Annotated in this window: 15 protein-coding genes and 2 pseudogenes; 10 read left to right on the top strand and 7 right to left on the bottom strand. The window is 64.6% G+C overall.

All coding sequences use genetic code 11. The annotated features are described in order from the left end of the window. The first annotated feature begins 66 nt into the window (after positions 1-66). On the top strand, positions 67-195 hold the full coding sequence (locus AC1MEY_RS25325) for a hypothetical protein (RefSeq protein ID WP_480228100.1): 129 nt from the start codon (positions 67-69) through the stop codon (positions 193-195). Between the two features lie 50 nt (positions 196-245). Next, positions 246-818 (top strand): TetR/AcrR family transcriptional regulator, encoded by a 573-nt coding sequence (locus tag AC1MEY_RS25320; RefSeq protein ID WP_480228099.1) that lies wholly within the window; start codon positions 246-248, stop codon positions 816-818. Between the two features lie 4 nt (positions 819-822). Here AC1MEY_RS25320 and AC1MEY_RS25315 read toward each other — a convergent pair whose 3' ends face one another. Together AC1MEY_RS25315 and AC1MEY_RS25310 are read right to left on the bottom strand one after the other, a co-directional pair. Then, on the bottom strand, positions 823-1,344 hold the full coding sequence (locus AC1MEY_RS25315) for a dihydrofolate reductase family protein (protein WP_480228098.1): 522 nt from the start codon (positions 1,342-1,344) through the stop codon (positions 823-825). Continuing rightward, positions 1,344-2,267 (bottom strand): helix-turn-helix domain-containing protein, encoded by a 924-nt coding sequence (locus AC1MEY_RS25310; RefSeq protein ID WP_480228097.1) that lies wholly within the window; start codon positions 2,265-2,267, stop codon positions 1,344-1,346. The genes AC1MEY_RS25315 and AC1MEY_RS25310 overlap by 1 nt, the downstream gene beginning before the upstream one ends. Before the next feature lie 91 nt (positions 2,268-2,358). On the opposite strand from AC1MEY_RS25310, the pseudogene AC1MEY_RS25305 reads away from it, so the two are divergent. The 5 genes and pseudogenes from AC1MEY_RS25305 to AC1MEY_RS25285 all read left to right on the top strand — a co-directional run. Beyond that, a pseudogene (locus tag AC1MEY_RS25305) lies at positions 2,359-3,489 on the top strand (acyl-CoA dehydrogenase family protein); the annotation flags it as partial. Then, on the top strand, positions 3,478-4,521 hold the full coding sequence (locus tag AC1MEY_RS25300; RefSeq protein ID WP_480231666.1) for an acyl-CoA dehydrogenase family protein: 1,044 nt from the start codon (positions 3,478-3,480) through the stop codon (positions 4,519-4,521). The pseudogene AC1MEY_RS25305 and the gene AC1MEY_RS25300, both read left to right, overlap by 12 nt. 142 nt (positions 4,522-4,663) lie before the next feature. Then, positions 4,664-5,164: a recombinase family protein gene (locus AC1MEY_RS25295; RefSeq protein WP_480228096.1), complete on the top strand. Its 501-nt coding sequence runs from the start codon at positions 4,664-4,666 to the stop codon at positions 5,162-5,164. Beyond that, positions 5,161-5,700, top strand: a complete 540-nt coding sequence (locus AC1MEY_RS25290; RefSeq protein WP_480228095.1) for a recombinase family protein — start codon at positions 5,161-5,163, stop codon at positions 5,698-5,700. The genes AC1MEY_RS25295 and AC1MEY_RS25290 overlap by 4 nt, the downstream gene beginning before the upstream one ends. A gap of 68 nt (positions 5,701-5,768) precedes the next feature. Continuing rightward, the gene (locus tag AC1MEY_RS25285; protein ID WP_480228094.1) at positions 5,769-6,002 is read left to right on the top strand and encodes a hypothetical protein; all 234 of its coding nucleotides are present in this window, start codon (positions 5,769-5,771) and stop codon (positions 6,000-6,002) included. Positions 6,003-6,435: 433 nt separating this feature from the next. On the opposite strand, the gene AC1MEY_RS25280 is transcribed toward AC1MEY_RS25285, so the two are convergent. Both AC1MEY_RS25280 and AC1MEY_RS25275 read right to left on the bottom strand, forming a co-directional pair. Further along, positions 6,436-7,701 (bottom strand): type II toxin-antitoxin system HicA family toxin, encoded by a 1,266-nt coding sequence (locus tag AC1MEY_RS25280; protein ID WP_480228093.1) that lies wholly within the window; start codon positions 7,699-7,701, stop codon positions 6,436-6,438. Then, complete coding sequence (locus tag AC1MEY_RS25275) at positions 7,689-8,294, bottom strand: DUF4365 domain-containing protein (RefSeq protein ID WP_480228092.1); 606 nt, start codon at positions 8,292-8,294, stop codon at positions 7,689-7,691. Before AC1MEY_RS25275 ends, AC1MEY_RS25280 begins: the two co-directional genes overlap by 13 nt. Before the next feature lie 92 nt (positions 8,295-8,386). Between AC1MEY_RS25275 and AC1MEY_RS25270 the strand changes: the two are divergent. Further along, positions 8,387-9,276 (top strand): annotated as a pseudogene (locus AC1MEY_RS25270) (restriction endonuclease). A gap of 274 nt (positions 9,277-9,550) precedes the next feature. Here AC1MEY_RS25270 and AC1MEY_RS25265 read toward each other — a convergent pair. The 3 genes from AC1MEY_RS25265 to AC1MEY_RS25255 form a co-directional block, all read right to left on the bottom strand. After that, the gene (locus tag AC1MEY_RS25265) at positions 9,551-9,820 is read right to left on the bottom strand and encodes a hypothetical protein (protein WP_480228091.1); all 270 of its coding nucleotides are present in this window, start codon (positions 9,818-9,820) and stop codon (positions 9,551-9,553) included. Between the two features lie 226 nt (positions 9,821-10,046). Next, positions 10,047-10,451 carry a hypothetical protein gene (locus tag AC1MEY_RS25260; RefSeq protein ID WP_480228090.1) on the bottom strand — a complete coding sequence of 135 codons (405 nt, stop codon included), beginning with the start codon at positions 10,449-10,451 and terminating at the stop codon, positions 10,047-10,049. Between the two features lie 35 nt (positions 10,452-10,486). Continuing rightward, positions 10,487-11,095, bottom strand: a complete 609-nt coding sequence (locus AC1MEY_RS25255) for a hypothetical protein (protein WP_480228089.1) — start codon at positions 11,093-11,095, stop codon at positions 10,487-10,489. A gap of 642 nt (positions 11,096-11,737) precedes the next feature. Between AC1MEY_RS25255 and AC1MEY_RS25250 the strand changes: the two genes are divergently transcribed. Together AC1MEY_RS25250 and AC1MEY_RS25245 are read left to right on the top strand one after the other, a co-directional pair. Beyond that, on the top strand, positions 11,738-12,229 hold the full coding sequence (locus AC1MEY_RS25250) for a hypothetical protein (RefSeq protein WP_480228088.1): 492 nt from the start codon (positions 11,738-11,740) through the stop codon (positions 12,227-12,229). A gap of 81 nt (positions 12,230-12,310) precedes the next feature. Continuing rightward, entirely contained in the window at positions 12,311-12,601 is a 291-nt protein-coding gene (locus AC1MEY_RS25245; RefSeq protein WP_480228087.1) for a hypothetical protein, read from the top strand. Positions 12,602-12,841 lie beyond the last annotated feature (240 nt).

Here is a 12,841-nt window from a genome sequence, read left to right as displayed (position 1 = left end):
GAATACATCCGCAGCATCGGTGTGTTGTCCGATCTATGCTCAGTTGCATAGATCGAGGAGCGCACGATGTGGACCGTTGAAGTGAACGTTCTCGGATTCCGGTTCGCGCGCACCGTGCGCCGCCCCGGGTCACCGAAGGCCTACCCGAGCCGAGGCCGGCTGTACCAGCTGTTCCGTCCGGGAGTCGCCGCCTGAAGCAGGCCGCGGCGGGCAACCCCAGCAAACGGGGCAGCACCCGCACGAAGATGTTGCACAGCGCGGTCGACGCACTGCGTGAACACGGTGCCGCCGGAGTCACGATCGACGAGGTGCTCGCCCGCAGCGGCGCGCCCCGCGGCTCCGTGTACTACCACTTCCCCGAGGGCCGCAACCAGATCATCACCGAGGCACTGCACCTCGCCGGCGAGTCGATCACCGCGCTGATCGACGACGCCGTCGCAGGCGGCGGCACGTCGCTGACACGGACGTTCATCTCCTACTGGGAGCGCGCGCTGGTCGAGAGCGACTTCGCCGCCGGCTGTCCCGTCGCGGCCGTCGCTATCGGATCCGGCGAGGACGAGCCGGATCTCACCGACGTCACCGGCCGCATCTTCGGGAACTGGCGCGATGCCATGGCCCGCGCGTTCGTCGCCGACGGTCTCGACGCACCGGACGCCGAATCCCTGGCCGTCACCAGCATCGCCGCGATCGAAGGCGCGGTCATGCTGTGCCGCTCCACCCGCAGCACCAAGCCGCTGCACGACGTCACCGAACAGATCGAATTCCTCATCCGGGCACGGGAATTCGTGCGTCGCTTCGGAGTACCGCCTCAGCAGTAGCCCGTCACGCGGCCTGCCAACGGGCGCAGACGAAGTCGCCGTTGGTCGCCGACTCGACCAGTGTCCACTCCGATCGCGTCGGCAGGACGCGGGCACCCGCACCCAGGGAGCATGGCGCGTAGCTGACGATCATCTGATCGATCAGGCCGGCCGCCGCGAACTGCGCGGCCACGTCGCCGCCGCCGACCAGCCACACGTCCCGGTCACCGGCGGCGTCGGCCAGGCGGGGATACAGCTCCTCGACGTCGCCGCTGAACGTCTCGACCGGATGCCCGTCCGCGACGATCCCCGGTCGGCTGGTCAGCACCCACGACGGCTGCTCGTACATCCAGTCGCCGGGCTGATCCTTCAGGATCCACTCGTAGGTCGCCGAACCCATCACCAGCGCACCGACCGACGCGGCGAAGGCCTCGTACCCGAACGGCCCCGTCGCATCGTGGTGGCGGCTGGTCAGCCAGTCCAGGCTGTCGTTCTCGTCGACCACGAAGCCGTCCAGGCTGGACGCCGTGTAGTACACGCAGGCCATCAGTTCCTCCTCATCCATTCCAACGGGTCGCCGCGGCCGGTCGAGACGCCGTGGCGGGCGAGCATGCTGCGGGCGGTCTCCCGCCGGTGCGCCGAATACGTCAGGACGTGCGCGACGATCCCGTACAGCTGAAACGACTCCGGCGGGTCGCACAGCGCGTCGATCACGGTGTCGCCCAACCGGCCCTGGGCGGCGTGCTCGTCGACCATCGCCGTCCAGCGGGCGGCGACCTCGCGATGCTCGGCGGCGAGGTCGGCGATGGGCCTGACCGCACCGCGCCGGGGTTGATCGGCCCCGCAGATGCTCGCCAGCCACACCTGCTTGGTCCACACCAGGGCGTCGAGCACTGCGCCGACGCTCGCCTCCTCGCCGTCCCAGTCGAGGACCACCTGGCCGGGCGAGACGGCTTCGCGCCACTGCGCATCGGTGAGGTCGGCGGCCCGGGTTATCAGGTAGCCGGTGTCGTCGAGGTCGTGGGCGACCATGAGTCGGGACACCTCCGGCGCGACGTCGTCGCCGCTGCTGCGCAGCCACAGCGACTCCGGCGGATGGAAGTGCAGACCGTTCGGCGCGGTCAACCAGAAGTCGACGTCGGACGCCTGCGACGGCGGCACGCCGTACGACCGCCGGAACGCGCGGGAGAACACCTCGGGCGAGGACCAGCCCTCGTCGGCGGCCACCGCCGCGACGCCCTCTCCGCGCTGCAGTCGCCACGCCGCGCGCTCCAGCATCACGCGCCGGCGCAGTGCGGCGGGCGGCTCACCGGTCAGCCGGCTGACCTGCCGAGAGAAGTGGAACTCCGAGGCGAACGTGCTGCGCGCCATGTCCGCGACGTCGGAGTTGGCCGCGTCGACGACGGCGTCGAGCAGTTCGCGCAGGCGGTCCCGCCGCGGTGCGCCCCCCGGGCTCGGCTGATCGGTCACAGTGATCGAGTATGTCGCCGCCACCGGCCCGTGGACATGACTTTTCCTGCTGCCTCCGAGTGCGTCCGGGCGCGCACTACTGTGGTGATCGGTGAGCGAATTCGACGCACTCTGTGCCAACGACGACGACCTCGCCGACCTCCGGTCGGCGATACGGGCGTTCCTCGACGCCGACCGCGAGGCCTTCGGCTGGGAGCCCGCGGTCGACTGCTGGCTGTCGAAGTGGGATGCCGCCTTCAGCGTCCGGCTCGCCGACGCCGGCTTCGTCGGGCTCACGGTCCCGGTCGAGTACGGCGGCCGCGGACTCGGCTACCTGCACCGCTACGTCGTCACCGAGGAACTGCTCGCGCGCGGCGCCCCGGTGGGAGCGCACTGGATCGCCGACCGCCAGGTGGCGCCGGCCCTGCTCGCCTATGGCACCGAGGACCAGCGCCGCCGCCTACTGCCCCAAATCGCGGAGGGACGGCTGTACTCCGCCATCGGCATGAGCGAGCACGGCGCCGGATCGGACCTCGCCGCCGTCGCCACCCGCGCGACCCGGACCGACGACGGCTGGTCGCTCAACGGCACGAAGGTCTGGACCAGCGGCGCGCACGAAGCGCACCAGATGGTGGTGCTCACCCGCACCAGCCCGCTCGACCCGGAGCACCGGCACGCAGGCTTCAGCCAGTTCATCGTCCGCACCGACCTGCCCGGCGTCACGATCGACCCCATCGTGCTGATGAACGGTGAGCACCACTTCAACGAGGTGCTGTTCACCGACGTCCACCTCACCGACGACGACCTGCTGGGCGAGCTGGGTGACGGTTGGCACCAGGTGACCTCCGAGCTGGGCTTCGAGCGCAGCGGACCCGAGCGCGTGTTGTCCACGGCCACACTGCTGTTCGCCACCATCCGGGCGCTCGCCGCGCAGGGCGCCGACGATCGGACCGCAGCCGAGATCGGCGATCTGCTGGCCCGGATGATCTCGGTGCGTCAGCTGTCGATATCGGTGGCCCGCGCACTGACGGAGGGTCAGGACGCGAACGTGCGCGCCGCGCTGGTGAAGGACCTCGGCACGCGATTCGAGCAGGACTCCGTCGACGTGGCGGCCGACCTGATCGACACCGTCGACGACGCGGATGCGTTGCGCGCCATGCTGGCGACCGCACGCGTGCACTCCCCGCTGTTCACCCTGCGCGGCGGCACCAACGAGGTACTGCGCGGCATCGTGGCGAAGGGCAGCCGCGAGGCACCCTCGACGACGGACGCCGAACTCCGCGAACTCGTCGACGACATCGGCCGTCGAGCACTCGACGCCCGGGCGAGCACGCCGGTGGTGCCCGAACCCCTCGACGAGGACGCGTGGCGGACGCTGGAGGACACCGGCCTGGCACGGCTCACCAGCGAGCAGGAGGCCGGCGCTGGCCAGGCGGCCGTGCTGCTGCACGGGCTCGCGCGGCACGTCGTCGCCGTCCCCGCCGCCGAAACCGACGTCCTCGCAGCGTGGTTGGCGACGACCGCCGGCCTGAAACTACCCGCGGAGGGCACGGCCACCGTGGCACTGGGCGAGGCCGAGCCGACCGACGGGCGCCTCGTCGGCACCGCGGCCGACGTCCCGTGGCCCCACGCGAGCACAGTGCTCCTCGCCGTCCGCGCGCCCGACGCGACCTACGTCGCCGTCCTCCCGACCTGGACGGGCACGCCCGCCGCCAACCTCGCGGGCGAGTCCCGCACGGCAGTCGACTTCGACGTCGCCCTCGACGACGCGGTCCGGTTGCCCACCGACGTCTACGACGAACTGCTGCGCCGCGGGGCCTGGGCCCGGTGCGTACAGATCGTCGGCGCGTTCGACGCCGCCGTCGCACTGACCACCGCACACGTGCGCGACCGGACGCAGTTCGGCCGTCCGCTCAATGCCTTTCAGGCCGTGCAGCATTCGCTGGCCGGGATGATCGGCGAGGTCGAACGGGCCCGCGCGGTGACCGCGCTCGCCACGGCCGCCGCCGACGACCACGGGTTCGGCAGCCCGCAGGCCGACTATGCGGTGACGGCGGCCAAGGTCGCGGTCGGCCGGGCCGTCGCGTCGGTGAGCACCACCGCCCACCAGTTGCATGGTGCGATCGGCGTCACCGTCGAGCACCGCCTCTGGCTCGCCACCATGCGCGCGCGCAGCTGGGCCGACGAGTTCGGCACCGCCGCGCACCACGCCCGGCGCCTGGGCCGGATGGCGTTGGCCGTACCCGATCCGTGGGACCTCGTCGTCGGGCTCTGATCTCTTGGTTGGGGGGGGGGTCAGCGGGAGCAGTTCGCAGGGCTGACTCGCTTTAGTCCCTAATCCCAACGCATTTCTCATCGAGATGATGCCGTTCGAGTACTCAACAGTGACGGTTTACACCGTTTGAGAGGATTCCACCGTGCGAGCCCTGATCGTTGTCCGACTGTCACGCGTCACCGACGCTACGACATCCCCAGAGCGGCAGTTACAGGCCTGCCAGGAGCTGTGCGCTCAGCGCGGCCACGAGGTAGTCGGCGTCGCCGAGGACCTCGACGTAACTGCTACCACGGCTCCGTTCCACCGTCCTCAGCTCGGAGACTGGCTGACCAACCGGCTCGGTGAGTTTGACGTTCTGGTCTTCTACCAGATGGATCGGATCGTCCGCAGGCTGCTGGACCTTGCCGACCTGATCCGATGGTGCCAGGAGCATGCCGTCTCGATCGTGAGCGCGACCGGGCAGTTCCTAGACCTAACGGCTCCGTTCGGTGCATCGTCGCGTTGCTCATGTCCAAGGTGGCCGAGATGGAGCTACAACGTCCGCGCTGGCAACTACCGGGGAGGCATTCCGCCGTGGGGCTACCTACCCGAGCAGACCAACGAGGGCTGGCGCTTCGCCCAGGCCCCGAGCAAGTGCAGGTGATCCGTGAGGTTGTCGAGCGGGTGCTGACCGGCGAGCCGCTTCGGGGGGTCGCTCACGATCTGACCGACCGGAAGATCGTGACTCCGAAGGATCGGTTCGCGCAGGCGCAAGGCCGTGAGGTACCGGGTTACGAGTGGCACTCAGGACCGCTGAAACGGTCCCTGACGAGTCCGACGCTGCTGGGGCAGGTCGTGGCAGGGGATGGCAAGGGCCGGAAGATGTACGTCCCTGAGGCCGTCATTCGCAACGGCGATGGCTTTCCAGTGGTCCGGGCTGAGCCGATGCTGACTCGGAAGGTGTTCGACCTGCTCGGCGTCGAGTTGGCCGACCGGGAGAACCGGAAGGAGCCGACCAAGCGCAGCGCGGGGTTATTGCTCCAAGTGATCTTCTGCGGCGTCTGCGGACGACCGGCCTACCGGCTGAAGGGCGGCGCGGGCCGCAAGCCTCGTTACCGGGCGCCACGGCTCAGTACCGGGAGCCGTGCGGCAACCGGTCGATCTCGATGGACTACGCAGACGGGCAGGTCGAAGGGCTGATACTTGGCATGCTCGGTGAGTCCGCGCGGCCAGAGCGGTTGTGGAACAGAGGATCTGATCATTCGGCAGTGCTGGCCGAGGTGAATGACCGCCTCGTAGATCTAACGAGCCTCCTCAGCTCGGGCCACCGCCAGGGCACGCCGCAGCGCACGGCGCTGAACCAGCAGATTGCCAGTCTTGCCGTTCGTCAAGCCGAACTCTCGGCCGAGGCCATTAGGCCCGCAGGCTGGAAGTGGCAGCCAACCGGCCAGAAGTTCATCGACTGGTGGGACCGCCAGGACGTGACCGCCCGCAACGTCTGATTGCGGTCGATGGGGTTTCGCATGGACTTCCGGCATCCAGTAGGCGCCCCTGAACCCGGCGTGAACATCGACTTCGGGGATCTCGAAACTATAACCGAGCAGTTGAGAACGAACAGCAACGTGACTCGCTTGCAGGAGCTGTTCGCCTCGATGACCGAAAGCGGCGTAGCTGGTATGGAACTGTCCGCGACGCAACGCAAAGGCATTCGTTCTCGCAGACGGTAGACGGATTGACGTGAGCGACATCGATTGAAGCGGAGTCTGACGGTGGACATCGCTACCCGTAGCGCAGTAGCTCCAGTTCCCATCGCACGAAGTTAATAGCTCTCACCACACCGGGGTGCTCCGGATCGAGCCCCTCGGCTCGGATCGCTTCGCATTCATCGTCAACGAATGGCTAGACGTTGCAAGACCCGGCTCGGTTCCCGTCGCGCTACTCAGTTCCCTGATCTGAGTTGGGCGGCGAGTCAGCGTGCGGTGAATCGACGTCGTCGGTACTGATTTCCGTCTGGATCCCGGACTGGAAACTCTCTAGCGCCGGGGGGCCGATGATGACCCTCCTGTTACCCTTCGAGTCCACAAGCGCGAGTGCCGAGACTTGTGTAACCCAGTATTGGGTGTTCTCTTGGTCAAGTATGCCGCTGATCGACACAAGATCTCCTGGGAAATGCGAAGCCCCAGTCTCGTTGTACTCATCGTCTAGACGCACCCTCACGGTCGACGGTTCTGCGCCATCGATCACCTCTACTACGACCACGCCCGGCCCTTGTGGGTCCTTCCTGCTCAAGTCGGTGATGCGACCAAGGATGTCAACCCGCTGAACCTTGCTGAGTTTTTGCAGCCGTTTGCGCGCCGCTATCAGTGCAGGGCGATGCTTGGCCTCGAAAATCACCGAACTCGACTGCACTTTGCCTGGCCGAGGAACCTTAGGATTCCAATCGATCGAAATCTCGCTTCCTTCGGCGTTGCCTAAGTTTTCGACTACGCCTTTCAACAGGTCGATTGAAACGCCATTATCGACGGTGCTGTCAAATATTTGCTCTTTGTCTTTCGATAAGAACTCGTCGGTAGCGGAGCGAAGTGCAGTCAGGCTGCTTAGAAGCGTCTCTGCGATGTCTCTGCCCGTTATAGCGAAGGCATCATCATATCTATTCTTGGCAGGATCTACGGTCGGCAATGCACCGATCGGCGAGAGTGCCGTGATAATAAAACTGCCTGGCCGGGTTTGACCCATCCGGAGCTGTGCCATGAACTCGCGTGCAATCTTGGGTTGCGAGTGCCCAAACTGCCGTTGCTTGACCGCTGTTGCTTTCGCCGAGGCGCTCAATGTTTTGCGGAAGCCGACGATCTGGCTCTCGCCGGCCTGCCAACTAATCGAACCGCCGATGGAAGGAACATCTTTCCGATTCGTGTATTCGTCCGAGCCTGGCAACTCGATTTCAAGAAGGATGCTTTCTGGCCGCCGCGGGTACACACTTGCTATCCGGGTCAGAACCTCCCGCAGACGAAGTGTGTAGTCCTCGAACGTCGGATCAACTGGAACAACGACGCTAGTAGGCCCGTGCTCGTCGTACACCCATTGGCGGGATACTTGAGGTACACCGCCGGATTGGCGCCAGCCGATGCTGACCAAGAGTGCTTCAACCTCCCGCGGTTGAATGCCGCGGAGTTCATCATCTGAAACCGTTAAAAAATCCACGGCTTCGCCTCCGTGTTACCGACGGTGTGAAGAATGCGGCAGAGTTCCAGAGGCTCAAGCCGTTGCGAATAGGGGACGCGAACGGTCGTCTTTTCCTTGCCGGTCGGTTCCATGCCGTACAGATTGAGCCAGTACATCGAGTGTCGTAGCACCGTGAGGTTGGCACTATTGAAGATCCATTTGTCTATGTCGCTCGGGCACAGCATTACAAGCAGCAGTTTGGGGTGTGAAATGTGAGTGGAAGCGAGCTTGCGGAACTGATCGTTGTCCAGTGTGAAAGGAAAATCACCCGTTGTGTTCGGCACAGATTGATGAGTGCACTTCAACTGAAGGTCGACCTGCGCCTCGACGATGAACTGGTGGTCGACTGAGGTAAGAGTGACGGTCCAGTCGACCGCCCTTCTATCGGGCCTCGGAGGCGCGAGGTCGCAGCCAGCAGCGGCGCTGAGTGCATGCAACGCGCCCTCCTGTAGTAGCTCTTGTGACGCCGTCTTCTCGACCGATCCGCGCTCACGCAATAGAGAGGCCGGCGTCGTCACATACATGCCCTTCCCCCCGAGAACTGGTGTCAACGTATCGATGGAGTGTGACATGACAGCACGCGTGCCGCGGTCGGAACCCTCCTGACCTGGAAGCTCTAGGCAAGGAGACCCGGGTTGGCGCAGGGCTCTGGGATGCTTAGCGGGTGACTGCGACAGTCCCCCCGTACACGGACCTACTCTGGCCGAAGCTACAAACCGCGATCGCGCTTGGTGGCTCCGCTTCAATTGCGGAGTTGAACGCTGCGGTCGTCGACCGCGAGCATTTCTCCGACGAGCAGCAGCAGGTCCTCCACGGGGACGGGCCCCAGACCGAGATCCAGTAGCGGCTCGCGTGGGCGCGGACCTACCTCAAGGGGATGGGCCTCCTCACGAACAGTAAGCGTGGCGTCTGGGCAGTCACCGAGGATGGCCAAGCCGCAACGCCCGAGCAGATTGCTCCGCTGCACGCGGCCTTTGTTGCTTCCAACAACAAGAAGCCGAAGAAGAGCGGCAGTCCTCGCAGGAGAACGGCAAGTCGGACGTGTCTGGCGAGATCGACCAGGTCGAGGCTGAGGCTGAGGACAAGTGGAAGGACGAGCTTCTGGGCACGCTCCTAGCGATGACACCGACCGGATTCGAGCGACTCGCTCAGCGGCTGTTGCGGGAGTCCGGATTCTCTAGCGCAGTGGTCACGGGACGCACCGGTGACGGCGGCATCGACGGGCTGGGCGTTAACCAGATCTCGTTGTTGGGCTTTCCGGTCTGTTTTCAATGCAAGCGATACAAGGGGAGCGTCGGCGCGCCGGCCGTCCGCGACTTTCGAGGAGCGATGGCAGGGCGGGGCGAGAAGGGCTTGTTGATCACCACGGGAACCTTTACAGGCGATGCCCGCAGCGAATCGAAGCGTGACGGTGCACCGCCTATTGATCTCATCGACGGCGACCGGCTTTGCGACTTGCTAAAGGAATACTCCATCGGTGTCGCCACGACGGAGCGAGTAGTTGAGGACGTGAAAGTTGAGCGCGACTACTTCACCTCGCTCGAACCGAAGTAGTGCCACCAATCTCCTCGTCGCGGAGTCGCCCAACCGCTGCGTAACCGCCGTTGGTGGGTGTCAAGTTGAGGCTCGAGGCGTGACCGCTTTCTGCGGACGCCTACGTTTCGGCTTGTCTTCGATCACGCGGGGCGGCATCTCCTCCACTACCGTGTCTGCGTCTGGACCACGGGCGCGAGTATTGATCGTCCCCTGTATGTGAGGTGACCGCCCGCGCGCCATGGTGAGCGCTCCAATAAGCCCCTACGAGAGGCCTGCCACAGGTGGTTCTTGATCACGGATGCTGAGTTGCCGGTGGCACCGCCAGGTGGTCTAGTGGCTTGTCCTGGCCGTTCTTCATCGCATGGATGTAGACCCTTGACAGCAGGGCGAGGTATTCGGGCGTGATGGATCCGCCTGCATGCTCGAACCCAGAGCCGCAATGGTTCGACGTGGCGATCGAATACCAGCGCAGACTAGGGGAATTCGCATCTGAATGAGAGGCGCGGCGGCAGGCCGAGGAGGCGGCGAAGGAAGCACCGCAGGCCACAACAAGCATCGTCATCAGCAGATTGCGAGGGCCGCAACGGGAATCGGGTCGGGAACTATCCCCCTCAACGGCGCTGCCGTGCTATTGGCCGCGCTCTACAGTGGGCACGGAACCGTCAACGGCCACGCCTCCGTATCGGCTTCCTGAACGAACCCGTTGTGGTCGGCGGCTACGAAGATCGCCGAAGCATCAGTCCTCCGGGGGGCCGCGCAGTCCTTCGGAGGACTAGCTTCCTTGCACCCTATGGCCGGGGTTTATCGGCCTGAAGCCCCCACTGACGTTCGATGCGGTCGACTTCGTCTGCGAACGGGTTCTTCATGGCTCTCCCGCTCCCGCCATCGACTACGAGCATCCTGCCTTGCTCGTATCGAGCGATGAACTCCTGCGATAGGTACGGCCTGAGGTCTTCGTACCAGGCGCCGCGAAGAAAGGAGATGCGGAAGTCGCCGATACCCTCAGGGTCGTCGTCGTCCGGCATTGCAGCGATGCCATCGCGCCATGCCTTGATCAGCGCCCGCTGGTGCTCGCGATCGGACCTACGCTTCTCAATGCTCCATTGCGCCCACGGCGCGACGAGCGAACTCAACGCACCCGTGGCCAACCCCGCTGCACCGCCGATGATTGCTGACCAGATTTCCGGTGTCACAACACAATCCCCTCATCGTTACCGACTTATGTTCGCTACTCGTACATGACAGGCGGCAGACCCACTGCCGTCTCCCATTCGCGGACAAACTGTCTGGACACGGCGCAGGACCATTCAGCCACTCCCGCGGTGAGTGCTTGGGAAGGCCACCACGATTCCCAGTCCTGCAACTGCAGGCCGCTCGGTGGCACAAGATGACGCAGGAGTCGCCCCATCCTGTGTTCCTCGTCATCGTCCCACCGCGTTTCTGGCTTGAAATGCACAAGCGCATTCCGCAGTTTGAACAGAGCCGTCACGTCTTGACCCGGTCGGCGGCCAGTGTCAACGCGTGGCTGCGATGCACATGTGAGGACCAAGTCGTACTTATCCATCGCGGACAAGTTGCGATCCAACCGCTCATTGCGGCCGAACTCGGTTAGGAGCGAAACTGTTTGAGGGTCGAGATGCATTAGGTTGACGCTGCGCTGGGGATCGTCTTCTCCAGCATCCCGAAGTACCTCGTTGACACGAGCCTCGACGAATGCAATCGCTCCCATGATGGCCCCGACGGTGTGCGCCTGGACGTCGAGATCGCTCCTGGTTGAACCAACTGCGTCCAGCTCGTCCTGCTTTCCGCGAGCAAGCCGTGAGAGATGTTCGGCCATACGGCAATGCTGGGCCGCGAAGTACAGCCTCATTCCGGGCATGGAAACCGTGCCATCCTCGAGCTGTTCCCGGATGGACGTGTCGGTTTCATGGGCTGCTGCTCGCCAGAACTCACAGTCCGAGAGGCTAGACCCGTCCGGCGACTGCCGCCAGGAGGCGATTAGCCGAGGCCGCCCATCGGCTGCCACATAAGGGCAGGCAGGCCGACTGATTCGTGTCAGCACCGGATCAGCTGGCACCCCAGGGGGTTACCCCCGGCCCCTGGTCCCCGACCGGTCGGTTATGCAGATGAGGCATCAGATGCGTCGCATAGCCATGTTTTCCGTGATCGCCACTTTCCGCCAGGTTGCGTTCGCAGCCCCTTTGACCTGGGGTGACCTCCGAAACGAGCCCCCGATGTGGCTCTCTTAGCATCAGAAAGGAGCCTTGGATTGGCCGGAAACGAGGCTGAAAGGCCACGAATACCGAAGTTCCCGACCGGCCTCAAGGCGCGCGGAAAGCGTCTATGGATCGAACTCCACGTGTCCGCAGACTTCACAGGATGCCCCGAGACCCGGACGTTTGTTGAGGAACCGTGCTAACTCTCGGACGAGGTAGCACGGTCACACAAGCTCATCCGCGCAGCAGGCGCAGACACGCGGGTGACCGGCTACAACGGACAGCCCACATCGATGCCTGAAGTCGATGATCTTCGGAACAGTCAGGCGCTGTTGCTGTCGATGATCAAGTCGATACGTCGGGTGACCGATGACGACGCTGACGGCAAGATGACCCGCTGCCAAGCAGGCAGATTCGCCACCGATGCAGGTGGCACGGCTGATGAGAGCTGCGAAGCGCCATCGCTGCGCGGCTGCCAGCCCGGAGGCATCCGGTCCCAGCATCGTGGACCTGCTGCGGGCTCGACTCACCGGCTCGGCGATACCAACGCTGCCAATGGGGCGGTGACTTCTCCAGGTGCGCGGGAACTGACCGACCAGCTCCGCGCCAGGCTCTGCAGGGCGCCGGGACATCCCGGCCCTGAGACCTGCCGGTCCTGCCAACTAGGTCAGCAAAGCCGACCCGCTCAAGGCGGCTACGGCACGACCGAGCCGATCACCCCACCAACCCATGAACACGGCTGTCCGTTGTTGTGAGAGCCAGATAGGAAAGAGTTAATAAGTCTGCTAGACAACAAAGCCCGGTACCAGTCCTGCATCGTCTACCCCGAAGTCCTTGTGATCGACGGCGACGGCAACAAGCGCACCAAGCCGTCCGGCAGCGGCATCCTGGCCCGAGCCCGTATCCAGCCGATCGGTACGCCGACCGAGACCACCGAAGGCGGGTTCAACTCCAAGAGCAGGAACAGCCTGCGCTTTCCCCACTCCTTCGAACGGGAGCACGGGGTTCTTGGCGCTCAGTCGCGGATCGAGTGGAAGGGGAAGCGGTACAGCTTGGAAGGTGAGGGCTGGGACTACAACAGCAGCCGCCGGACGGCACACGTCAAGAACGTCATGCTGAGGAAGTGATCCCATGGCGTGTAAGAAGCCTCTGACCGGGCCAAACAGGTACAAACCCATGCCGAAAACCAGAAGGCCACGACCAGGGGTCGTGGCCTTCTGCCGTTGCTGCACGGTTGCAGCCGATGCAGCTTCACTTGGATGCCACCGTCCGTGGTGAGTTTGGAGAGTTCGACCCTGGACGGGGACGAACTCCACGTTAGAAGCTTGTTCAAGCCCGGTCAAGCACAGACGCCACTCCGAAACAAA

The sequence above is a fragment of the Mycobacterium sp. PTI7 genome (assembly GCF_056679845.1).
Note: the sequence above shows the minus strand (reverse complement) of the source record. Positions and strands in the feature narration are given on the sequence as shown.

Bases quoted from the DNA above. Each gene is read 5' to 3' on its own strand.
- AC1MEY_RS25325 (WP_480228100.1), top strand. From the start codon at position 67: ATGTGGACCGTTGAAGTGAACGTTCTCGGATTCCGGTTCGCGCGCACC.
- AC1MEY_RS25320 (WP_480228099.1), top strand. From the start codon at position 246: ATGTTGCACAGCGCGGTCGACGCACTGCGTGAACACGGTGCCGCCGGA.
- AC1MEY_RS25315 (WP_480228098.1), bottom strand. From the start codon at position 1,344: ATGGCCTGCGTGTACTACACGGCGTCCAGCCTGGACGGCTTCGTGGTC.
- AC1MEY_RS25275 (WP_480228092.1), bottom strand. From the start codon at position 8,294: ATGTCACACTCCATCGATACGTTGACACCAGTTCTCGGGGGGAAGGGC.
- AC1MEY_RS25265 (WP_480228091.1), bottom strand. From the start codon at position 9,820: ATGACGATGCTTGTTGTGGCCTGCGGTGCTTCCTTCGCCGCCTCCTCG.
- AC1MEY_RS25255 (WP_480228089.1), bottom strand. From the start codon at position 11,095: ATGGCCGAACATCTCTCACGGCTTGCTCGCGGAAAGCAGGACGAGCTG.